Annotated in this window: 22 protein-coding genes; 9 read left to right on the top strand and 13 right to left on the bottom strand. The window is 65.4% G+C overall.

Going from position 1 to position 22818, the window contains the following annotated elements; genetic code table 11:
• Positions 1-43: 43 nt before the first annotated feature.
• Entirely contained in the window at positions 44-1261 is a 1218-nt protein-coding gene (locus DPM12_RS04395) for an arginine deiminase (RefSeq protein ID WP_112257029.1), read from the top strand.
• A gap of 162 nt (positions 1262-1423) precedes the next feature.
• Here DPM12_RS04395 and DPM12_RS04390 read toward each other — a convergent pair whose 3' ends face one another.
• A complete protein-coding gene (locus DPM12_RS04390; protein ID WP_211658411.1) occupies positions 1424-2344 on the bottom strand; it encodes a DUF5926 family protein in 921 nt (306 codons plus the stop codon).
• Between the two features lie 22 nt (positions 2345-2366).
• On the bottom strand, positions 2367-2819 hold the full coding sequence (locus DPM12_RS04385) for an ATP-binding protein (RefSeq protein ID WP_112257027.1): 453 nt from the start codon (positions 2817-2819) through the stop codon (positions 2367-2369).
• Positions 2820-3255: 436 nt separating this feature from the next.
• Between DPM12_RS04385 and DPM12_RS04380 the strand changes: the two genes are divergently transcribed.
• A complete protein-coding gene (locus tag DPM12_RS04380) occupies positions 3256-4794 on the top strand; it encodes a globin domain-containing protein (protein ID WP_112257026.1) in 1539 nt (512 codons plus the stop codon).
• Positions 4795-4886: 92 nt separating this feature from the next.
• On the opposite strand, the gene DPM12_RS04375 is transcribed toward DPM12_RS04380, so the two are convergent.
• Positions 4887-6083 (bottom strand): AAA family ATPase, encoded by a 1197-nt coding sequence (locus tag DPM12_RS04375; protein ID WP_112257025.1) that lies wholly within the window; start codon positions 6081-6083, stop codon positions 4887-4889.
• 96 nt (positions 6084-6179) lie between these two features.
• Between DPM12_RS04375 and DPM12_RS04370 the strand changes: the two genes are divergently transcribed.
• Together DPM12_RS04370 and DPM12_RS04365 are read left to right on the top strand one after the other, a co-directional pair.
• Positions 6180-6728 (top strand): TIGR03086 family metal-binding protein, encoded by a 549-nt coding sequence (locus tag DPM12_RS04370; protein ID WP_112257024.1) that lies wholly within the window; start codon positions 6180-6182, stop codon positions 6726-6728.
• A 72-nt stretch (positions 6729-6800) separates the two neighbouring features.
• Positions 6801-7202, top strand: coding sequence for a pilus assembly protein CpaE (locus DPM12_RS04365; protein ID WP_112257023.1), 402 nt, complete (start codon positions 6801-6803; stop codon positions 7200-7202).
• Positions 7203-7219: 17 nt separating this feature from the next.
• Here DPM12_RS04365 and araA read toward each other — a convergent pair whose 3' ends face one another.
• The 6 genes from araA to aat form a co-directional block, all read right to left on the bottom strand.
• Positions 7220-8722 (bottom strand): L-arabinose isomerase, encoded by a 1503-nt coding sequence (araA, locus tag DPM12_RS04360; protein ID WP_112257022.1) that lies wholly within the window; start codon positions 8720-8722, stop codon positions 7220-7222.
• A gap of 24 nt (positions 8723-8746) precedes the next feature.
• Positions 8747-9412 (bottom strand): L-ribulose-5-phosphate 4-epimerase, encoded by a 666-nt coding sequence (locus tag DPM12_RS04355; protein WP_112257021.1) that lies wholly within the window; start codon positions 9410-9412, stop codon positions 8747-8749.
• Positions 9409-11076 carry a ribulokinase gene (gene araB, locus DPM12_RS04350; RefSeq protein WP_112257020.1) on the bottom strand — a complete coding sequence of 556 codons (1668 nt, stop codon included), beginning with the start codon at positions 11074-11076 and terminating at the stop codon, positions 9409-9411. Before araB ends, DPM12_RS04355 begins: the two co-directional genes overlap by 4 nt.
• Positions 11077-11263: 187 nt before the next feature.
• On the bottom strand, positions 11264-12334 hold the full coding sequence (locus DPM12_RS04345) for a LacI family DNA-binding transcriptional regulator (protein WP_211658409.1): 1071 nt from the start codon (positions 12332-12334) through the stop codon (positions 11264-11266).
• 25 nt (positions 12335-12359) lie between these two features.
• Positions 12360-13223, bottom strand: coding sequence for an Fpg/Nei family DNA glycosylase (locus tag DPM12_RS04340; protein WP_112257019.1), 864 nt, complete (start codon positions 13221-13223; stop codon positions 12360-12362).
• A 7-nt stretch (positions 13224-13230) separates the two neighbouring features.
• Positions 13231-13941: a leucyl/phenylalanyl-tRNA--protein transferase gene (gene aat / locus DPM12_RS04335; RefSeq protein WP_211658407.1), complete on the bottom strand. Its 711-nt coding sequence runs from the start codon at positions 13939-13941 to the stop codon at positions 13231-13233.
• A gap of 246 nt (positions 13942-14187) precedes the next feature.
• Here aat and DPM12_RS04330 point away from each other — a divergent pair, with 246 nt between their 5' ends.
• From DPM12_RS04330 to DPM12_RS04315, 4 genes are all read left to right on the top strand, one after another.
• On the top strand, positions 14188-14919 hold the full coding sequence (locus DPM12_RS04330) for a PP2C family protein-serine/threonine phosphatase (RefSeq protein ID WP_112257017.1): 732 nt from the start codon (positions 14188-14190) through the stop codon (positions 14917-14919).
• Between the two features lie 22 nt (positions 14920-14941).
• Positions 14942-15631: an EcsC family protein gene (locus DPM12_RS04325; RefSeq protein WP_112257016.1), complete on the top strand. Its 690-nt coding sequence runs from the start codon at positions 14942-14944 to the stop codon at positions 15629-15631.
• A gap of 51 nt (positions 15632-15682) precedes the next feature.
• Positions 15683-16684 (top strand): GNAT family N-acetyltransferase, encoded by a 1002-nt coding sequence (locus DPM12_RS04320; protein ID WP_211658405.1) that lies wholly within the window; start codon positions 15683-15685, stop codon positions 16682-16684.
• A gap of 64 nt (positions 16685-16748) precedes the next feature.
• The gene (locus tag DPM12_RS04315) at positions 16749-17066 is read left to right on the top strand and encodes a hypothetical protein (RefSeq protein ID WP_112257014.1); all 318 of its coding nucleotides are present in this window, start codon (positions 16749-16751) and stop codon (positions 17064-17066) included.
• A gap of 28 nt (positions 17067-17094) precedes the next feature.
• Here DPM12_RS04315 and DPM12_RS04310 read toward each other — a convergent pair whose 3' ends face one another.
• The 3 genes from DPM12_RS04310 to DPM12_RS04300 all read right to left on the bottom strand — a co-directional run bounded on the left by DPM12_RS04310 (position 17095) and on the right by DPM12_RS04300 (position 20682).
• Positions 17095-17586: a methylated-DNA--[protein]-cysteine S-methyltransferase gene (locus tag DPM12_RS04310; protein ID WP_112257013.1), complete on the bottom strand. Its 492-nt coding sequence runs from the start codon at positions 17584-17586 to the stop codon at positions 17095-17097.
• Complete coding sequence (locus tag DPM12_RS04305; protein WP_112257012.1) at positions 17514-19070, bottom strand: DNA-3-methyladenine glycosylase 2 family protein; 1557 nt, start codon at positions 19068-19070, stop codon at positions 17514-17516. Before DPM12_RS04305 ends, DPM12_RS04310 begins: the two co-directional genes overlap by 73 nt.
• Before the next feature lie 82 nt (positions 19071-19152).
• Complete coding sequence (locus DPM12_RS04300; RefSeq protein WP_112257011.1) at positions 19153-20682, bottom strand: helix-turn-helix domain-containing protein; 1530 nt, start codon at positions 20680-20682, stop codon at positions 19153-19155.
• Positions 20683-20921: 239 nt separating this feature from the next.
• On the opposite strand from DPM12_RS04300, the gene DPM12_RS04295 reads away from it, so the two are divergent.
• Positions 20922-21488, top strand: a complete 567-nt coding sequence (locus tag DPM12_RS04295; protein WP_123788233.1) for a hypothetical protein — start codon at positions 20922-20924, stop codon at positions 21486-21488.
• Between the two features lie 169 nt (positions 21489-21657).
• Here the strand turns inward: DPM12_RS04295 and DPM12_RS04290 are convergent, their stop codons facing one another.
• Positions 21658-22812: an ABC transporter ATP-binding protein gene (locus DPM12_RS04290; RefSeq protein WP_112257009.1), complete on the bottom strand. Its 1155-nt coding sequence runs from the start codon at positions 22810-22812 to the stop codon at positions 21658-21660.
• Positions 22813-22818 lie beyond the last annotated feature (6 nt).

The raw sequence follows: 22818 nt of genomic DNA, 5'->3' as shown, positions 1-22818 counted from the left end.
AGCGCACGAGTGTGGTGACGACGATCGCGTAATGTCAGCTGCGATGGACACCTTGACCAGCCCTGCCGGGCGTGGGTTCGGCGCCGATTCGGAGGTGGGACGTCTTCGCGCCGTCCTCCTGCATCGCCCCGGGCCTGAACTCATGCGCCTGACGCCCCGAAACAACGACACCCTGCTGTTCGACGGCATTCCGTGGGTAGGACGTGCGCAAGAGGAGCATGACCACTTCGCGCAGGTCCTCCGAGACCAGGGCGTCGAGATCCACTATCTTCGGGATCTCCTGATCGAGACACTGGAGGTCGAGAGCGCGCGGGCCGAGTGCATCGATGCGGTCCTGACCGATCCGCGACTCGGAGACACGCTCCGCACGACGCTCCGTACATATCTCGATGACCTCCATCCCGACGACCTCGCCTACGTGCTGATTGCGGGATTGGCACATCAGGAATTCCGAATCGGTCGTGGACTCGGGTATGTGTTGATGGAACGTGGCGAATTCGTCATTGACCCGTTACCGAACCTTTTGTTTACGCGTGATTCAAGCGTGTGGGTGGGTGACCGGGTGGCGGTCAGCAGTTTGGCTATGCCGGCGCGTCGACGGGAGACGAGCCTGACCGAGGCGATATATCGTTATCATCCCAGTTTTGCCGGAATCGAATCGGTCTACTCTCCAGACCTCGAAGCCCTCGAAGGCGGGGACGTGCTCCTCCTGTCATCGGAGGTGGTTGCCGTCGGTACCGGAGAGCGCACCAGGCCGGCTGGTGTCGAGCGGCTCGCCCGCAACGTATTGCGTGCCGGCCTGGCCGAGACCGTACTAGCGGTTCCGGTCGCCCAAGACCGCGCCACCATGCACCTCGACACCGTCTGCACAATGGTCGACGACGACGCGGTCGTGATGTATGCGAACGTCACCCCGGGACTTCAAGCGATTCCCCTGCACATGGCAGACGGTGATCTGGTCGTGGGGCCCCGCAAGCCGTTCCTGGAGGCGGCGGCCGAGGCAATGGGCATCGACGAGTTGCGGGTCATCGATACGGGGCTCGATCCGGTGACGGCCGAGCGGGAGCAGTGGGACGACGGAAACAACACGCTCGCGATCGCGCCGCGGCTGGCGGTCGCCTACGAACGGAACGTTGAGACGAACGCCCGGCTCGAGGCGGCAGGAATTGACGTATTGCGCATTCCGGGCAGCGAGCTTGGTACCGGGCGCGGCGGGCCGCGATGCATGTCGTGTCCGCTCAGCCGGGAACCACTCGGTTAGTTGCTGAGCCAATGACAGGAGAATCGAACCAAAGAACTTGCTCCGGCAAATGACGAATCACGGCCAGAGAATGTAATCTTGAGCAAGCCCCGGTCGCACATGTTCCCCCGTCATGTGTGACCGGGGTTTCTCGTCCCCGATGAGTCGGTGAAACGCGATTTGTCAGCGGATGGTCACCTGTCGATTGGCAAGACCCGCACGCGCACGCCGCTGCTCGGCGTCGAGAGGTTTCGAATCGGCCACCGCCTCCGCCAGGCGGTCGCGCAATGTGGCAACGGGCTCTTCGACCTCTTCGGCTCGCGTCCCGTCGACGAGGTCCCAGACGGGCACGAGAAGGCCATGGGCCCGGAACGTACCGAGCAGACGCGTTCCCGGACCGAGCGAATCCGCCTCCTTCGCGTGGAGCCGGGCGAGACCGTCGAGCAATGGTTCCTCGTCGTACGGGAGGACCCATCGGACCTGATCGCGATCGCCGAGGTGGCACCAGTAGGCGGCCTCCGCTGATTCGAGCCGGGCGGTGGGCACCACGGCTTCGTTGGCGTTGTCGAGCAGCGTTCGCTCCTCTGCGGACGGCTCGCTGTCGGGATCGAGCCAGAAATCGAAGCCGTCGTGGACGGTGACGTCGAACGTCGCGTCCGTCGATAGGAGATCCTGCAGCCTGGGGCCTCCCGATGGACGCGGTCCTGGTGACACGGCCGTGCCGGGCTCGCTCCGCAGCGCTTCCTGCAGGGTGTGCGCGAGGTCAGCGCTGGGATCGCCGGTGGACGTGACCGTCTGTAGTCCGAGCAGAACCTGGCCGTTCTCTCGAACCATGGCGGGGTGGGCCGAGGGAAGCAGCGTGACGGCCAGCACATCACGGCCGGCGTGTTCGCCGGCCAGTGTCACCGGTGCCGTGGCTGTCGAGACGATTTCGCGCAGCGCCACCCAATCACATTCGCCAGGCAGGCCCTGGAACGGGCGGGCGACGTACTCGCGATCTGCCGCACGTGTCTTCTTGCCGTGACAGATCTTGTATCGCTTGCCGGATCCACATGGACATGGCTGTCGTGGTCCGACCACTGGTATTTCGGTAGATGTGCTCACAGAACGAGCGTAGCGCCCGTCCTCACTCGCTTCGTGACTCCCACGGTCCGACGACTGCCTGAACGGTGACCTGATCGTCTTCGGAGCGTACCGACCAGTCCCGTGCAAGGGCATCGACGATGGCCAAGCCCCGCCCTTCGGGCTCCTCGATCGGTGAGGCCTTGAGTGTCGGCTCCTCGGGACCTCCGCCATCGGTCACATTGACGAGCACATGCCGGTTGGTGACGGCCCACCGGAGGACGACGCCCTCACCAGCGTCGGTCAGCGAGACGGGCCTGGCGTGCAACACGGCGTTGGAGACCAGCTCGGTCACCACGGCGATCACGCTCTCCAGTACCGATTCCGGAATTCCGGTGGCTCGCAGGTCGTCGGCGACGATATGCCGGGCCATCGGCACGCTGCTGACCGTATTGACCAGCTCCAAGAACCGGACATCGCGAGTTCCGGCCGGCCGCGGCGCGGTCGCAGCGTGCACTATGGCGCACCTCCCTCCGGGCACCGGATCGTACTCGACATCCGACTCAATTGGTGCCCGCTATTCGACTCGCCCAAACATTTCCGGCGGACGAGGAAGCCGTGAGCCGCGTGCATTGTGAGCTCTCTCGCATATCTCGCCGGAGAAGTCACGTGAATGGTGATACCTACTATATCGACAGGATTGCCCGACTCTGCTATCCGAATAGTGAGACATGGGCGAGATTTTGCATACGAAAACACCGAGGTGTTCGTCGCCTGACATCAACCATCTCGAAGGGCCTTCTCACCTGCATATCCAGGAATCTTCAACGCATCGCCGACGAGGCCGATCGTCCATCCGCGATGCCCTCCTCGCCTACATATGTCCCGCAGGGCTCGTCGCGTCCTTACGTAAGACGGGGGTTGGGCGCTAGGTTTATGCGGGGGCGGAGAGGATGACGATGTGGACTCACTCCCGGGCAGCGGGAAAACGGGGATCCACGGTTCGCCGGGCCGGTGATGCCGTGGAAGAGGAACCGCATGCCGATGCGCAGGAGGCGGCATTCGGGACTCCTGTTGCGGGCGATGCGCAGGTCAATGGGTACGCTCACAATGGAAACTCGGCCGTCGCTGGAAACGGCGCCGGTCCCGCGCCTGCGATCGTGGGCCAGAACGGTGTGGAGCGAGTAGTACGGGATGAGATCACAACTGCGTCGACGAATGTTGAGCAAGCTCGTGCGGATTCCGCTGCCGACTCCGCAGATACCTCTGAATCCGTCGCTTCCCCTGAGGCAGGTGAGTTGACGCTTCGGCCCGAACCGGAGGCGTCCGCCGCAGGACCGGCGTCGGCGCCGCTTCATGCTGTGCCAAGCAACGCGCTGGGATTCGATACGGCCGCGCTTCGCGAGACGATCACGTTGACCGAAGACCGGCTGGAACAACTAGCACAGCGTTTCTATGCAATCCTGTTTGCGCGGAATCCCGAGTTGCGTGATCTTTTCCCGGTGGGAATGGAGGCACAGCGCTCCCGTATTGTCGCAGCGCTGGTGCACATCGTCGGCACCGCGGACAACCGTGACGAGGTGGTCGAATATCTTGAGGCACTTGGCCGTGATCACCGCAAGTTCGGGGTGATCACGGAGCACTACGCGCCGCTTGGCTCGGCTTTGGTGAGAGCATTCCGCGAGGAGCTCGGCGAGCAGTGGACCACACGTCACGAAAGCGCATGGGTGCATGCGTACGACACCATCGCGACGATCATGACGGAGAGTGCCGAACGGGACGCGGTCATGTGGCCGGCGTGGTGGGACGCCGAGGTGGTCTTCCACCGTCGTCTGCTGGACGATCTTGCCATCATCCAGGCTCGTCCGCACACCGATTTTCCCTACCGGCCGGGCCAATACTGCTACGTCATGTCGCCGCGACGCCCCAACATGTGGCGGGCGTTGTCGATGGCTTCGGCGCCGCGGGATGACGGCCTGGTCGAGTTCCATGTCCGGGCGGTCGGCGCCGGGTGGGTGAGCAGCGCCCTGGTCTGGCGAACGGAAGCGGGAGACATCCTGCGGCTCGGCGCTCCGATAGGCTATGACCTCGCCAACCCACGTTCGGAACGCGACCTGCTGTGCATCGCCGGTGGCGTCGGGATCGCACCGATCCTGGCTGGGCTGCAAGAACTCGAGCAGCGCCTCGACGGTCGCCGGGTCCACGTCTTCTACGCTGGCAGGGACCGAGACAGCCTCTACGCGCTCCCCCATCTCGAGTCGATCGGAGTGCGGTACAGGCGCCTGACGGTCGTGCCCGTGGTGTCGCCCGAGGGCCCCGAGGATCGGAGTCCAGATCTGATGGGCAACATCGTGTCGGCCTACGGAGACTGGCGTGAACACGACGTCTATCTCGCCGGACCTACCACCATGGTGCAGGCGGCGCTCGACCGGTTGCGCGAGCAGCAGGTGCCGGAGGAGCAGATCGTTTGCGACGACTACGGGATCTGGTGAGGTTTCGCGTTATAGGGCCGTCTGGAGCTTTCTAGTCCCTTCTAGAATTTTTGCTAGACACTTCTAGAAGGCGATAGAGCGCGATAGACGTCTCAGGTGGTCGCATATCGACGGAGGTAGAAGCCGAAATGCGGCACGGTAAACGCGATCGAGCCGCGCTCGGCCGAGTAGACCAGGCCCTTCTTTATCAGCGAGTCGCGCGCCGGGGACAGCGAGGACGGCTTGCGGGAGAGGAGCGCGGCGATGTCGGCCGTGGAGACCGTGCCGTCCGTCGACTCGGACAGGGTCGCGATCGCCTGGAGATACTCCCGCTCGGCAGGTGTCGCCCGCTCGTATCGGGAGCCGAAGAAGCCGACAGCCAGCTCCGCCTGGGCATCTGGGCCGGCGACTCGCACGTCGTCGGCGGTGATCGGCACTGCCGGTGCGTGATCCCAGGTCATCTTGCCGTAGGCCTGGACGAAGTACGGATAACCTTCGGTGGCTTCGTAGAGGGCGTCAAGTGCGGACTGTTCGTATTCCACGCCCTCGTCCGCTGCCGGTGCCACGAGGGCGTGATCGGCGGCGTCGCGCTCCAGCCGGTCGATCCGGACGTAGCGAAAGAGCCGCTCGGAGTACGACTTCGACGCCGATAACACGGCGGGCAGGTGAGGCAGGCCCGCCCCGACCACCACGAGCGGGAGGCCTTGCTGGGAGAGTTCGTGACAGGCTGCGCACAGCGCCGAGACGTCCGCGGGTGGGACGTCTTGCATCTCGTCGATGAAGATGGCGATGCCCACGCCGACGTCGCGTGCAACACCGGCGGCGTCCACCAGCAGTTCGACGAGATCGACCTCGATGTCACCTGTGTCGGCCCGGCCTGAAGCGGCGGGCACGTCGATGCCCGGATGCCACCGATCACGGAGCTTGGCGTTCTCGCCGGCCGACCGCATGGCAAAGGCCTTCAAGACGGCGAGAAAGTGATCGATCTGTTCCGGATCGCGATGCCGGGGCGTGAGCTCCCGGACGGCCATGTGCAGCGCGCTCGACAGCGGACGCCGGATGGACTGGTCGGGCCGCGCTTCGATCTTGCCGGTGCCCCACAATCTCCGGATGGCCTGCGAACGCAGCGCGTTGAGCAACACTGTCTTGCCTACCCCACGCAATCCGGTGAGCACGAGCGAGCGCTCGGGGCGCGCTCGGGCGATACGTTCGAGCACGACGTCGAACTGCTCGAGCTCGCGATCCCGGCCCGCGAGCTCGGGTGGCCGCTGACCAGCTCCTGGCGCATAGGGATTGCGTACGGGATCCATGATCGGACTCTATCGGTCAATCTAGCCTGAGCGATAGATTTATCTAGACAGTGTCAGACGTTCCGGCGCGACGACCTATCTGGAACACTGAGCGCCATGACCACGACAGCCTCGAGATTCCGCCGTGTGGCCGACAATCTGACGACGCGGATCGGTTCCGTGCCAGATGACCGGTGGGAGGCTCCGTCACCGTGTGAGGGCTGGACGGCTCGCGACGTCGTGCAGCATCTTGTCGATGTCCTCGCCAGGACGCCTGGCTTTGTGGGCCTGTCGATTCCGCCCGGTCCGTCCGTCGCTGACGATCCGGTGGCCGCGTGGGCTCATGTGCGGGACGCGATGCAGGAGATCCTCGACGATCCGGAGCGCGCGAATCGGGAGTACGACGGCTACTTCGGACGGACGACGCTGGCCGCGACAGTGGACTCGTTCGTCTGCTTCGACCTCATCGTTCATGGCTGGGATCTGGCCCGGGCCGCCGGTTTGGACGAGACCATCCCGCCCCACGACGTCGAAGACGCCTTCGTCCTGGCCGAGCAGCTCGGTGACAACCTGCGCCAGCCGGGTGTGTGCGGACCGGCGGTCGCCGTTGCGGATGGTGCCGATCGGCAGACGAAGCTACTCGCCTTCCTCGGCCGAACCCCCTGATCATGAACACTAGTCGAGCACATAGCCCGACTAGTGTTCATGATCAGGGGGCGAGGAGGGGAGAATTGGGGGATGATCTCGGTCGAGCTTGCCCGGCGGCTGCGCGACGCGGGCCTACAGTGGGAGCCACGTGCTGGTGACCACTTCGTGCTTCCCGACCGCGACATGGACGACGACGTGTTCGTCGTGAGCACCATGGTCGTCGACGTGCACGAATTCCCGTCCGGACGCGTGATCGGCTTCAACGGGACGGTCGAGTGGGCACTCGACAGCGTCGAGAAGGACGTCGCGCTGTGGCTACCTACGGAGGCCCAGCTCCGTGAATTGCTGGGTGGGGCATTCGTCCAGCTGGCTCGTCAGAACGGGCAGTACGCCGTGACCCTCAACGTCGACGGGAAGCACGTCGTCCGCGACGCGCTCACGGCAGAGGAGGCCTACGGTCGTGCGTTGCTCTACCTGGCCGCCGGAGAGTAGGGGTCCGGTGGAGCTCCTCACCGGCCGCGGGCAAGGCGGTGGTAGGCATGGTTCCAGCGGATCTCCTTGATGAAGTCACGTATCCGCGTGCCGCCGTCGATGGCCAGGAACTCGGTGCCCGACATCTCGGCGAAATCGTTCAGCGTCTCCAGGTCCACAGCCGAGGACAGGACCGTGTGATGCGGTGCACCGGCAGTAATCCACGCCTCCGCCGACGTCGAGAGATCCGGACGGGGCTTCCATACCGCGCGAGCCACGGGCAGCCTGGGCAAGGGCTCGTCGGGCGGCACGACGTCGATCTCGTTCGCGACCAACCGGAAACGATCTCCCACGTCCGCCAACCCGACGACGACTGCCGGCCCGGGCAGGGCATCGAAGACGAGCCGCACCGGATCGTCGCGGTCGCCGATTGACAGGGGATGGATCTCCCCCGATGGCACCTGCCCGGCGATGCTGGGGCACACTTCGAGCATGTGCGCGCCGAGAATCTTGGGCTCCCCGGGCGCGTAGTGGTAGGTGTAATCCTCCATGAACGACGTCCCGCCCGGTAGTCCGGACGCCATCGCCTTCACGGCACGCAGCAGGACGGACGTCTTCCAGTCGCCCTCGGCGCCGAAGCCGTAGCCGTCGGCCATCAACCGCTGCACGGCTATCCCCGGAAGTTGACGCAAACCGCCGAGGTCCTCGAAGTTCGTGGTGAAGGCTCGATAGCCACCATCGTTCAGGAACTGCCGCATGCCCGCTTCGATCCGTGCGGCGTCGCGCAGGGACTCCCTTCGATCGCCACCCTTGCGCAGCTCCGGTGCGAGCTCGTACGTGTCGTCGTACTCGGCGACGAGGCCGTCGACGTCGGCATCGGGCATGGCGTCGACGACCGCAACGAGATCATTGACGCCGTACGTGTTCACCGAGGCGCCGAACTGGATCTGGGCTTCGACCTTGTCCCCTTCGGTGACGGCGACATTGCGCATGTTGTCGCCGAACCGCACGAGCCGCAGGGATCTGATCTCCGCGCGTGCGGTTGCGGCACGCGTCCACGACGCGACCCGCGAGATCACGGCCGGATCGCCGACGTGACCTGCTACGACCGTGCGAGTGGTGCCCAGGCGAGACTGGATATGACCGAACTCGCGGTCGCCGTGCGCGGCCTGATTGAGATTCATGAAGTCCATGTCGAGCTCGGACCACGGCAGCGAGGCGTTGGCCTGGGTGTGGAGATGCAGCAGGGGCACGTCCAGAATCCGCAGGCCGTTGATCCACATCTTCGCAGGCGAAAAGGTGTGCATCCACGCGATGACGCCGATGCACGCGTCCGTGGTGCTCGCCTCGGAGCACATGCGCCGGATCTCCTCCGCGCTGGTCAGCACCGGCTTCCATACGATCGTGGCCGGAATCTCGCGAGCCTCGTCGAGTACGGCGGCAACGCGCTTCGACTGGTCGGCGACCTGGCGCAGGGTTTCTTCACCGTACAGCCCCTGGCTTCCCGTGAGGAACCATACCTCGGCGACGTCGGACTCCATGTCATCTCCTCCGATCGGGCTGGATCAGCCTTGGCCGTAGACGTTCTGGTAACGGTCGTGAAGCTTCGCGACGTCGCTGTCCGGAATCGGGATGGGCTCACCCAGCTGGCGAGCGACGTGCACGGTGCGCGCCACGTCCTCGCACATGACCGCGGCCTTCACCGCGGATCGCGCGTCCTCGCCGATGGTGAAGACTCCGTGATTCTGCATGAGCACGGCTGGCGAGTTGTGTGCTTCGAGAGTCGTGACGATGCCACGGCCGATGGAGTCGTCGCCGATGAGGGCGAACGGCCCGACGGGGATCTCACCGCCGAACTCGTCAGCCATGGCCGTCAATACGCAGGGAATGGGTTCGGCTCGCGCTGCCCATGCCGAAGCATAGGTCGAATGGGTGTGTACGACACCACCGACGTCGGGCATGTGCCGATAGACGTACGCGTGCGCGGCGGTGTCACTCGACGGCGTATGTACCCCGTCGACCAGATGGCCGTCGAGGTCACATACGACGATCGATTCGGGGGTGAGATCGTCGTAGCTGACACCGCTCGGTTTGATCACGAACAGGTCGGCACCCGGAACCCGGCCGGACACGTTGCCCGCGGTCCAGGCGACCAGGCCGTACCGCACGAGCTCGGCGTGTAGCGCGCATACCTGGCGACGGACCCGCTCGACAGCCGGCTCGCTGTTCATCCCGATCCTTCCAGTGATTCTGGGACTCCGGTTCGTCTGATCTCTCGTAGCCGATGCATCACGTCGTTCCCGCCCCGGCCAAAGTAGTCGTGCAGGCGTGTGTACTCGGCGAACAGGGCGTCATAGGATTTCTGCCGACCGGGATCCGGCGTGTAGACGTTGCGTGCGACCTTGCCCATAGCTCCTGCCGCCGCCCGGATGTCGGGGTAAGCGCCGGCAGCGACAGCGGCGTGGATGGCCGCTCCGAGCGCGGGGGCCTGCTCGGAGCTGGCGGTGCTCAACGGCAGGCCCGTGATGTCGGAATACACCTGCATGAGGAACTGGTTTTTCAGCAGCCCACCGGCAACGACGAGCTCGGTGACGGGTATTCCGGCCTGCTGGAACGTCTCGACGATGGTGCGGGTGCCGAACGCGGTCGACTCGAGCAGGGCTCGATACGTGTCCTCGGGTCGGGTGCTCAGTGTCTGCCCGACGACGACACCGGACAGCTCGTGGTTGACGAGCACGGAGCGGTTCCCGCTGTGCCAGTCGAGCGCCACCAGGCCGTGCTCACCGACACGCTGCCGGGCAGCTAGTTCCGTGAGGTACTCGTGTACGGAGAGCCCGCGTCGTTCGGCTTCGTCGACGTAGCCGGGTGGGACGTGGTTGTCGACGAACCACGCGAAGATGTCGCCGACGCCGCTCTGCCCGGCCTCGTAGCCCCACAGCCCGGCGACGATCCCGCCGTCGACGACGCCGCACATCCCGGGCACCTGGCCCAGCACGTCGCTGTTCATCACGTGGCACGTGGAGGTGCCCATGATGGCGACCATCTGTCCGGGTTCGACCGCCTGCACGGCCGGTGCGGTGACGTGGGCATCCACGTTCCCGACGGCGACGGCGATCCCCTCGGGAAGTCCGGTCCACGCCGCGGCTTCGGCGGTGAGCGCGCCGGCGCGATCACCCAGTTGGGCTATGGGCTGTTCTACCTTGCTGGTGACGAAGTCGCCGAACTCGGGGTTCAGCGCCTCAAGGAACTCACGCGACGGGTAGGAGCCGTCCTGGTAGATCGCCTTGTACCCGGCGGTACAGGCATTGCGTACGTAGTGACCGCAGAGTTGCCAGACGATCCAGTCCGCGGCCTCCACCCAGCGCTCCATCGCCGCGTACACGTGTGGATCTTCTTCTAATACCTGAAGGCCCTTGGCGAATTCCCATTCGGAGGAGATGAGGCCGCCGTACCGCGGCAGCCACCACTCGCCTCGCTCGGCGGCGAGCGTGTTGATCCGGTCGGCGTGCCGCTGCGCGGCATGATGTTTCCAGAGCTTCACGTAGGCATGCTTGCGATCGGCGAACTCCGGGAGCTCGGACAACGGTGTTCCATCGGCGAGCGTGGGCAGGACCGTGCACGCGGTGAAGTCGGTGCCGATACCGACCACTTGTGCCGGATCGATACCGGCTGCCTGCACCGCTTCGGGTACGGCTGTCTTCAATACGTCGATGTAGTCGGAGGGAACTTGCAACGCCCAGTCGGGCGGGAGCTCCTCACTGCTGTGCGGCAACACCTCGTCCACGACGCCATGCCGATAGTCGTGGACGCTGCTCGCGAGCTCGGCACCATCGGAGACTCGCACTACGACGGCACGCCCGGACAGGGTCCCGAAGTCGACGCCGACGACGAACATATCCGCCTCCTCCCGTGAGTCCGGGGCCAGTCGGGATCAATGTTAGCGCTCACAATACGCCACAGCGTACTTCGCTCGCAGTCGTGACGGTAGCCCCGTCCCGTCTGGTACGGCATCCGGGCGTTGTGATGGCGGGAGGGTAGCCACGAATCTCCACACCACCAGTGACGAACCACGGCTGCGGGAGCTAGGACACGTCCTGGTGGACGCGTGTGCTTTCGCGAACGATGAACTCCGGTGCCACGATCGCACGGTGTTCCTCGCCTCGTTTGGCCCCGCCCTCGATCTGCGCCAGCAACATGTCGAGGCTGCGCCGGCCCACCTCGGCGAAATCCTGTCGCACCGTGGTCAGGGGAGGACTGAAGAATTCAGCTTCGGGAATGTCGTCGAATCCGACCACACTGATGTCCTCGGGCACTCGGACTCCGGCTTCGTGACATGCGCGAAGCAATCCCAGGGCCATCTGATCGTTTGCCACGAAGACGGCGCTGAGTGGAGGATCCGACGTACCCGTGGGGTCGGTGGCACGGTTCCGCAGCTTGTCCATCAGCACGCGTCCGGCCTCGTGCCCCGAGCGAGGACTCCAATCGCCGTAGATCAATTCTGGCTGCGGCACCTGCGCGGCTTCCAGCGTCTGCCTCCAACCGCGCACCCGGCCCTCGCTCTCCAGCCAATCCGTCGGCCCCGCGACATGCCAGACGGTCTCGTGCCCCTGGTCGAGCAAGTGCTGGGTGGCCAGCGACGCTCCGGCGACCTGGTCCACGGCCACGGCGGGCAGCGCACCTGCCTCTCCCCCCTCGACGGCGACGGCCGGGAGCTGCGCGGGTAGGCCGGCCAGAGCTGTCGCGGCCCACCGGTGCGGTGCGATCACGATGAACCCGTCGACGGACTGTTCGGCGAGGTACTCCAGCGCCTCGTCGACCCCGCTGCGGGTGATCTTCTTCAAGCTCACGATGCTGATGAAATATCCGGCGTTCCGTGCCGCCCACTCGATGCCGAGCAGGGTGCTGGCCGGCCCGTAGAGAGTGGTGTCGAGGGCGACGACGCCGAGCGTATTCGTCCGCCTGGTCACGAGCGCGCGCGCCGAGGAGTTCCGCCGGTATCCGAGCTTGGAGATCGCGGCGAGAACGCGTTCGCGTGTGGAGGATCGGACATTGGGATGGTCGTTGAGAACGCGCGACACTGTCTGGTGCGACACTCCGGCGACAGTTGCGACATCGGCCATGGTCGGGCTGCGTGGCGTGGAGTCTACGTTCATGTCAATGCACCGGGTGTCCTCACGATCATTTCAGCAGGCGGGAAAGGCGGCGGTCGGCGAGGACCTTGCCGTTAGTCTGGCAGCCCGGACAGTACTGAAGGCTGGAATCGGCAAACGATACCTCGCGAATCGTGTCGCCGCAGATCGGGCAGGCCTCACCGGTGCGGCCGTGCACGCGCAACGACGTGCGTTTCGTGTCTTTGAGATCGCGAGCCGCCAGCCCATCGGCACGCTCGACGGCGGTCGTGAGATCGCCGACGATGGCGGCGTGCAGCCTGGTGATCTCGTCGTCGGTCAACGTGGATGCGGCATGGAACGGAGAGAGCCGCGCGGCGTGCAGGACTTCGTCTGAATAGGCGTTGCCCAGCCCGGAGATGACCGATTGGTTTCGCAGCACTCCCTTGATCTGTGCCCGGCCGGCATCGTGCAAGAGCTGACGCAAGGCGTCCACGGTGAACGCGTCGTCGAATGGGTCGATGCCCAGGCGGGCGATTCCGGGGACGTCTGCGACGTCGCGCACGAGGTAGACCGACAGTTTCTTGTGAGTTCCCGCCTCGGTGAGGTCGAAGCCGGAGCCGTCGGCGAGACGTACCCGTAAGGCCAGCGGACCCTTGCCGGGCTTCGGGGGCCGGGTCGGTAAGGAGTCGCTCCAGCGCAACCATCCTGCCCGGGCGAGATGAATGACGAGGTGCAGCCCGTCGCAGTCGATGTCGAGGAACTTCCCGTGCCGATCCACCGCGGTGACGGTCAGCCCACCCAAACTCGTGATGGGAGGATCGAATGTTTTGAGTACGCTCACGGCCGCGACGTCGACCTTCGCGACGGGTGTGCCGACGGCACGCTCGCGCAGGAATCCGGCCAATGCCGCTACCTCTGGTAGTTCGGGCATATAGCTATCATGCACTGCTCTCGCGGCGAATGCCCGCGCTCGGCCCGGATGAGTGGGCGGAGCGAGGGGTGTGGCCGAATACGGCCGGCAGATCCAGCCGCAGGGCCGCGCGAAGTCGGCTCAGGTATTCCTCGCGCGAGATCTCCACGACACCGAGGCGTCTCAGGTGCGGTGTCCCCCACTGGACATCGAGCAGCCGACCGGCGGCGCCGTCGGCCTTGAGCATCTCGACCAATGCGACGAGCGCGACCTTGGACGCGTCCCGCCCCCACCGCTCACGAGCGTGGAACATCGATTCACCGGCGAACAGGCCGCCGATGGCGACACCGTACAGGCCGCCAGCGAGCCGGCCGTCTGGTGTCCAGGCCTCCACGGAATGCGCCCAGCCGAGGCGATGCAGGCGGCCGTACGCGGTGCGGATCTCGTCGGTGATCCAGGCACCTGGTCGGCTGGGATCGGCACATGCCTCGACCACCGCGTCGAAGGCGGTGTCCACGCGAATCTCGAAACGCTTGCAGGCCTGGCGCAACGATCTGGTGATCCGTAGTGCGTTGAACGGCAGCACACCCCGCGGATCGGGTGACCACCAGGCCAGGCTCGATCGGCCGAAGAGGCGATCGACCGGCATCGGGAACAGCCCGCACCGGTATGCGGCCAGCAATGTGCCGGGTTCGAGGTCGGCGCCGAGCCCGACGAGATCGTCACAGTCGGCATTCACGGTGGGCAGTTCCCATCGCGTGGGGGGTGGCTCGACGGGCACCTTCTCTCTTCGCTCCCTCCGTGTCCTGCTCTGGCGTTCCGGGTACTCCCCAAACCACAAGCGTATTTCGTGGGCCTCGTGTCGACGCGTACGTTACGCGCTCTTCACAACCCCGGGCCACTAGGGGATGATCGCTTTACTTCGAATGTCGGAAAAGTGCCGAGAGCCGGACTTGTCGCCGGCTGTATCTGGAGGTACGGCGCTATGCTGCGGATACGTGTCTGGGCGGTGACTGACCGTGGCCTGGTCCGTACCCAGAACGAAGATGCGGTGCTTATCGGCACGTGGATGTGCCAATCCAACCAGGGTGTCGCCACGCTGCTGGAGATGTCGGCGAACCAGCCGATGGTGTGTGCGGTCGCGGACGGCCTCGGAGGGCACGCGGGTGGAGACGTCGCCAGCCGTGCCGCGCTGACCGAAGTTGCGGCCCGGGGTCCGGACTGGCACTCTGCCGGGGACATCGCCGACGGCGTCGTGGCGATCGATCGACAGGTCGCGCAGTTCGGCCAGGATCCGCGGTTGGCAGGACTGGGGACGACCCTGGCCGGAGCGGTGTTCGATCCGTCGGGGGTAACCTGTTTCAACGTTGGCGACAGCCGCGTGTACCGGATCGCCGACGACACTCTCGAGCAGGTGTCGACCGACGACAACCTCGCCGGTCCGGGTGGGCGGCCGACGCCGTATCTCACCCAGGCACTTGGACACGGAACGGGTGTACCGGAACCGCACGTCATCGCCTTCGATCTCGATCCACGCCAGCGGTTCTTGCTATGCACCGACGGCATCACCGGATCTCTCGACCATGGTGCACTGCACCGAGCGGCGCTGGAAGAATCGGCCACGGACGTGCTGGATGAACTGGTCTCTCACGTGCGCGGTGCTGGTGCACACGACAATTACTCGGTGGTCGTGGTGGACGTCGAAGACATGAGGTGAGTGTCGGCGTAAGCTGAAAACCATGGGTCTTCGGGCAAACATGACGGCATGGGCAAGTAACCAGGCGGCCCGCCGGTCGGCGCCGGCGGTCGCGGCTCGCAGCGCGCATCAGTTCGTCGACAAGGCCATCGATGGGTTCAACGGCTTTCCCGGTGCCCGCGAGGTCGCTCGCAAACATCTGGAACGGCGCCGGGACGTGGATCACGCCATCCGTGACCTGATCGAGCAACACGTCCGGCTCGCCGGTGTCCAGGGATTCGTCGCGAATGTGGGCGGCGTCGTCACCATGCCGGTGGCCATTCCCGCCAACATCGCCGGCATCGCGGTTCTCCACCTGCGCATGGCGGCAGCGATTGCCCACCTGCGGGGCTATGACATCAACGATCCCCGGGTGCGTGCGGCCGCGTTGATGACGCTGCCGGGTAAGGATGGAGCCGCCATCGCACGGGAGGGGGGCCTGCCCGCTTCCCCGCACGAGGTCGCCGTCGGTAAGACCGAAATCACGTCCGCCATGCTGGAGCGGATCACCACGCGAGTGGCACAGGAGCTTGCCTCCCGGATCGGTGGCAAGCACGCGACCTTGATCTTCGCCAAACGGGTGCCGGTGCTGGGTGGCGCTGTGAGCGCGGGTGTCGACGCTTACTCGACGTGGTCGATCGGCAGATATGCCGGCAGGCAGTTTCCGACCCACGTCATGATCGAGCAGGAGTAGTCGAGACGAAAATGGGTTGGACGTGCCCGGCCGCGGATCTACTGTGAAGTCGTGCCTGAGAGCCTTCCGTCGCTACCCCCCGATGTCGGCCTGACGTGGCGAGCGTTGACGGTTGACGACGTTCCGGCCTGGTTTCATCTCAAGAAGACGATCGAAGATCACGACGATGCCGTGGAGCGAACCGCGGAGCATGAGCTGACGACGCTGTTCACGGGTAGCTGGCGAGATCCGGAACGAGACTTCATCGGCGGGTTCGACGAGCATGGCCGGATGCGTGCATGGGCACGCACCGAATTCCGGCCCGCTGACGAGGGAACGCCGGCGCCGATCCTGCTTGGCGGAGTACACCCGGCAGATCGCGGGCGCGGCATCGGTCGTGCGTTGCTCGCCTGGAGCGAGGCGCGTGCGCGGCAACAACTGGTGGCAGCCGGGTCCACGGGGCCTGCTCGGTTGCGCGTCTTCGTCGACGAGCACCAGGCCACCACGAGATCGTTGGTGGAGCGGGCCGGGTATTCCGCGCTGCGCTGGTACGTGGAGATGCGACGCGACCTGTCGCAGCCATTGCCGAAGGTCGGTGTGGACGACGTGCGGATCGAGCTGTACGACCGTGCCCGAGACGAGGATGTCCGGCTCACCCACAACGAGTCGTTCGCGGTGGATCACTGGGGATCGAACCCGCTCAGTTCCGAAGAGTGGACGCTGAGCGTCGTGGACGCGGAGAGTTTCCGGGCCGATTGGAGTTTCGTCGCCGTCGATCCGCCGAGTGACCGCGTGGTCGGATATCTCATCTCCGGCCGCTACGAGCAGGACTGGGAACCCCAGGGATACACCGAGGGCTGGACCGACCTGCTGGCCGTTCGGCGCGAGTACCGCGGGCGGGGGATCGCGGAAGCGTTGCTGACCGCCGCCATGCATGCCTACGCCGACGCCGGTCTCGAATACGCGGGGCTCGATGTCGATACCGAGAACCCGACAGGTGCGCTGGGCCTTTACGAACGGCTCGGCTACGTCCGCGAGCGCAGCACGGTGATGTACGCGAAGGAGCTTGCCTGAATCGTCGTGCTCGCGGTGCTGCCCGCGCGCGAGATCTTGATTATCCTCGGTAGCGGGAGGCCTGATGAGGACGAGTCTCGTAGACCTGTTCCGGGCCCTGCGCCTGCGGCGGCCCGTCGAGGAGCCGGAACCTGGCTCGGATCCCTTCGACACCCTGGCCATCCAGTACCGGCTCAGCCGCGTCGCGGCAGAAATCCATACGCTGGAGAATACTCGCCGTTGCTGGGCTCGCGGTTTCCATCTGGTCGCGGCCACCACCGCTTACGACGGCTTGCTGTGCGACGCCGCACGGATGGCTGGTGTGCCCATTCCGGATACCGAGCCGCGAGTACGCACGTTGATGCTGGAAGCCGAGCTCCGCCGGCTCGGCTGGCACTGGTAGTCCCGGCCGAGCGGGCGGAGCCGTATCCCTAGATCGGTTGTGTGGCTGTGGATTCGAGGTCCAGGAGGCGCCGCTTGCGGTCGACGCCTCCCCCGTAGCCGGTGAGCTGGCCCGAGGCGCCGATCACGCGGTGACATGGAACGATGATGGCGATCGGATTCCGGCCGTTGGCCAGCCCCACGGCGCGTGCTGCTCCGGGCTTGCCGATTTGTTCCGCGATGTCCCCATAGCTACGCACTTCGCCATAGGGGATGGCACGCAACGCCGTCCAGACCTCCTGCTGGAACGTGGTTCCGGCCGGATTGAGGGGAAGGTCGAACTCGTGCAGCTCTCCGGAAAAGTACGCGTGCAGCTGTTTCCGGGCGTCGTCGAACCGGGAATCGTCGCGTATCCAGCCTGGCTGGACGCCACCGGGTCCGTGCCGGTGTTCCTCCATGTACAGGCCGGTCAGGCCGGTGTCGTCGGCGGTGAGGAGTAATGTGCCGAGCGGGCTGTCGGTTTCGCTCCAATAGGTGGGCATGAGTACTTCTCCTTCTCGATTTTCATGGTGTTCGTGGCCGCCCAGACGTGCATCAATGCGTAGGAACGCCAGGGCTGCCATCGCTCGGCCCGCGCCGTGATCTCGCGTGTCCCGCCGGAGAAACCGAGGCGTGCCAGCGCGTGCCGCACGGCCAGATCGGTGGAGAGGAACACGTCTGGATCACCGAGAGCGCGCATGCGGACGTATCCGGCCGTCCATGCGCCGATGCCGGGGACGCCGAGCAGCTGGCGGCCCGCTTCGTCCCAGTCGGCACCGGGATCCAGCCGCAGCCGGCCATCCACCAGCCGGGTGGCGAGTTCTGCGAGCGTGCGGCGCCGGCTCGCTGGCATTCGGAGTGCCGTGGCGTCGGGAGCGGTGAGCACATCGGCCGTGGGAAACATGTGGGTGACGTTCCCAACGGGACCATCGAGTGGCGTGCCGTGTGCGCGCACGAGTCGTGCTGCGTGGGTGCGGGCCGCGGCCACCGAGATCTGCTGACCTAGCACGGCCCGGACGGCGAGCTCGGCTCCGTCGGCGGTTCCTGGTACCCGACGACCCGGCGCGGCGTCGACGAGCGGACGCAGCAGTGGATCTTCGCCGAGGGCGTCGTCGACCGCCCGCGGATCCGCATCGAGGTCCAGGATCCGCCGGCACCGCGCGACGGCCACCGGGAGGTCACGCGGATCGGACAGGTGGAGGACGGCGCGGACCCAGCGGCTCTCCGGGCTGAGTTCGGCCACGCAAGCACCATGCGGCAGGGAGAGGCTGCGCCGGTACGTGTAACCGACGACCTCTTCGACCCCGGGCACCGCGCGGTCGGCGAGGAACCTCAGGAGCCCGTCGAAATCGGCCGGTTGCCGGTACGCCAGTCGAAGCTCGATGGTGCCAGCGGCGCTGCTGATGCCGTGCTGTGGCGACGCGTGGCCGGGTGCCCGAGCGCGCAGCGCGCTGGGCGTACAGGCGTAGATCTCGCGAATCGTCTCGTTGAACTGCCGGATACTTGCGAAACCGGCGGCGAAGGCGATCTCGGAGATGTCCAGCCGTGTCGTCTCCAACAACGTTCGGGCCGTGTGTGCCCGCTGGGCGCGGGCCAGGCGCATCGGGCCGGCTCCCACCTCGTCCACGAGGGTCCGGTGAACCTGGCGCTGGCTGTAGCCGAGCCGGGCCGCCAGGCCGCTGACGCCCGTCCGGTCGACGAGACCATCGGCGATCAAGCGCATGGCGCGAGCGGCGACATCGGCGCGAACGTTCCACTCGGGCGAGCCAGGGGTGGTGTCCGGGCGGCACCGGCGGCAGGCACGAAACCCCGCGGCCTGGGCTTCGGCGGCCGATCGGTAGAAGCGGACGTTGTCCCGACGCGGCGTGCGTGCCGGGCAGCTGGGCCGGCAATAGATACCGGTCGAGGTGACGCCGAGGTAGAAGATGCCATCGAATCGCGCATCTCGGCTCTGCACTGCGCGATAGCGAACGTCGTCGGTGAGCACGTGTTCCAGTGTGCGCGATCCGGAGACCGCATACTAGCGGGAATCGGACGCTCCAGTGTGGGGTCACGTCGCCCGGGTGGAGCTAGCCGTCGTGAAACGACTCGATGGTCGCTCCGAGTACCGAAAGCCGCTCCGCGAGCTCTTCGTACCCCCGATTGATCACGTAGACGTTGCGCAGCACGGATGTCCCCTTTGCGGCAAGCATGGCCAGCAACACGACCACAGCCGGACGGAGCGCGGGCGGGCAGATGACCTCGGTTCCCGAGAACCGGGTGGGCCCTTCGACGAGAACGCGATGTGGGTCGAGCAGGGTTACCTTGGCGCCGAGCTTCGTGAGTTCGGTGAGATAGATGGCGCGGTTCTCGTAGACCCAATCGTGGATCAGTGTTGACCCGCTGGCCGTCGCCGCGATGAGAGCGAAGAACGGTAGGTTGTCGATGTTCAGCCCCGGAAAGGGCATGGGGTGGATCTTGTCGTTTGGCGGGCGCAGGAGGGACGGCCGCACCGTCAGGTCGACGAGCCGGGTCTCGCCGTTGCCGGACAGGTATTCCAGGCTTCGTTCATAATCGAGCCCCATCTCCTCCAGCAGCGCGAGTTCGATTTCGAGGAACTCGATCGGTGCACGGGTGATCGTGATCTCCGACGAGGTGACGATTGCCGCCGAGAGCAGGCTCATCGCTTCGATCGGATCTTCCGAAGGCGCGTAGTCGACATCCTGGTCGATCTCCGGGACTCCGTGCACGATCAGCGTCGTCGTGCCGATTCCTTCGATCTTCACGCCGAGTTGAGTCAGATAGAAACATAGGTCCTGGACCATGTAGTTGGAACTGGCATTGCGAATGATCGTCATGCCATCGTTCCGGGCCGCGGCCATCAGCGCGTTCTCGGTGACCGTGTCCCCTCGTTCGGTCAGCACGATGGGCCGTGCGGGGCTGGCCGGCCGGTCAACCTCGGCGTGGTAGAAACCACCGGTTGTCTTGACTTCCAGGCCGAAGGGACGAAGAGCGGCGATGTGCGGCTGGACGGTCCTGGTGCCGAGGCTGCAACCACCGGCGTACGGGAGCTTGAACCGATCCTCCCGGTGTAGCAACGGACCCAAGAACATGATGGCGCTGCGGGTACGGCGAGCCGCCTCGACGTCCATGCTCTCCAGGTCGAGGCGCTCGGGAGGCACGATCTCCACGTCCCGCCCCTCGTTGAGCCAGCGGGTCTGGATCCCGATGCTTTCGAGCACCTCGATGATGCGGTTGACCTCTTCGATGCGCGCGATCCCCCGCAGGATGGTGATCCCCTTGTTGAGCAGGCTGGCACACAGGAGCGCGACACTGGCGTTCTTGCTGGATTTGACGGCTATGCTTCCCGAAAGCTGCTGCCCACCGGTGACCCGGAGGTGGGTGGGCTTGGGCGGTCCTACTGACACGATCTCGCGATCGAGAGCTTCTCCGATGCGGGCGATCATCTCCAGACTGAGATTCTGCTGTCCGCGTTCGATCCGGTTGACAGCGCTTTGGCTGGTGCCTAGCTCCTCGGCGAGCTGGCTTTGCGTCCATCCCCGGTGGAGCCGGGAGTCACGTATCAAGGAGCCGATTCGGCTGGGGTAATCGTCGACCACGAGCCCTGGACTCTATCTCAGATATGAGTTATCTGGATCATGGGCCCACGGCGAGTCGCTGATTTTCGCGTCGGTAAGGTCGTGCAATTACCTTCGTGGCGATTCGTGCGAGATGTCGGATCGTGGCGCGATCAGGGGTCGGCGAAATCGGGCGAACACGTCACAACACCCTCAATCTCGCGGGATTTGTCGGCGTGTGGCAGCGGTTTCCCGCAGTACTTCCCGGTACGGTTAGCCACATGGCCTCTGTCCATCATCGCCGCCGCCTGACGACGATTCGCGTTCTGGCGGTCCTCATGCCCGTGCTGACCGCTCTGAGTGCCGCGATGTCCATCCGGATGGATGGCGTGTGGCCGTTCGCTGCCGCCGCTGTCGGCGTAGCTGCGTCGGTGGTGCTCGGTGTGGCTGCGGTCCGCCTTGAACGCCGCCTTCGCGTGGAGCTCGCGGCGGTGCGGGCAGATCAGGCGGCGGAGTACTCCGATACCCATGCTCGATATTCAGAAGAGCATCGCCAGTTCACCAGTCACATGGTCGGCTTACTCGATGTCGCGGCCGAACGCATCGACGCGATGCGCACTCAGGTGAACAAGCTGGAAGTCGAGCTGAACTACTCGCAGCACGGTCGGCCCGGTGCGTCCACGCCGAGCAATCAGCTTGCCCAGCGAGCCGAGGGAGCCGACTGGAACGATCTTTGGCCCGATCTTTCCGATGCGCCAACGGTGGTGGACCTCGTGGCATGGGACGACAAGCAGCGCATGCGTCGCGCCGGCCCGGCCGATGCCGATGCGGACGAACGCACCGCCTGACCCCCGTTCTGAATGATCATGTTTGGTACGTTTTCTCGGGCCATAACACGCCTGTAGACGTGTTGCGGCCCGAGAAATCCCCGTAGGGCGAAAGGCGTCCGGCACCCGATCAGCGTCCGGCACCTGATCACGTTTGGCAGCTGACGACGTGTCGGCGCCGGCGAGTAGATCAGCTGTCGCTGACCGTGATGAGATCGACTTCGCTGGGGTCGACGTCCTGGTTCTCCGCCTCCACCGAACGGCGTAGCGCGGCATGAAGTGTCGACGGAGTGAGGACACCGAGAAAACGATCGGTCTCGTCGAGGACGGCGATCCAGCCAGCATTCCATTGCAGCATTTCGGAGAACGCGACCTTGAGACTGTCTCCGAGGGCGACCCAGGCGTCCATGCGCCGGGCACGATCACGAACGACGCCTGGCCCGTCGGTCATGTTGTGACCGACCCAGCCCGCCAGGCCTCCGGCGGCGTCGAGTACGACGGCCCAGCGTGCCGACCCCATGACCGCTCCAGCGACGGTCAGCTCGTCATCCTCGTGGACCACCGGAGGCTGCTCGATGTCGACCTCGGTGACCGGGGTGACCGACAGGCGCTTGAGTCCACGGTCAGCGCCGACAAAGTCGGCGACGAACGGCGTGGAGGGTGCCCCGAGAACCGCTGCGGGCGTGTCGAATTGCTCGAGCCGTCCCGCATCCGCGAACACCGCGATACGGTCGCCCAGGCGTACCGCTTCCTCGATGTCGTGGGTCACGAAGAGAATCGTTTTGCGGACATCGTGCTGTAAGCGCAGGAACTCGTCCTGAAGCTGCGACCGGACGACCGGATCGACCGCGCTGAAGGGTTCGTCCATGAGAAGAACGGGCGGATCGGCGGCCAGCGCCCGTGCTACGCCGACGCGCTGACGCTGACCACCCGAGAGTTCGTGTGGGTACCGCTTGGCGTACGTCCCGGGGTGGAGCCCCACGAGCTCCATTAACTCGTGAGCTCGCTTCCGCCGACGTGACTTCGACCAACCGGTCAGCTCTGTGACGATTGCCACATTCTCCTCGATCGACCGGTGTGGGAAGAGGCCGACGTTCTGGATCACGTAACCGATTCCGCGGCGTAGCTTGACCGTGTCGGTGGCGGTGACGTCAGCTCCGTTGACGAATATCCGCCCGCCGGTCGGCTCGACCAGCCTATTGACCATCTTCATCGTCGTCGTCTTGCCACATCCGGACGGGCCCACCAGCACGACGAGTTCACCAGCGCGCACGTCCAGGGAGAGTTCGTGCACGGCCACCGTCCCGTCCGGATAGCGTTTCGAGACGCCATCGAGACGAATCATCGCCGG

The organism is Phytoactinopolyspora halophila (genome assembly GCF_003287285.1).
In the GTDB taxonomy this organism is placed as follows: Bacteria; Actinomycetota; Actinomycetes; order Jiangellales; family Jiangellaceae; genus Phytoactinopolyspora_A; species Phytoactinopolyspora_A halophila.
This window is presented reverse-complemented; position numbering and strand designations above follow the sequence as displayed.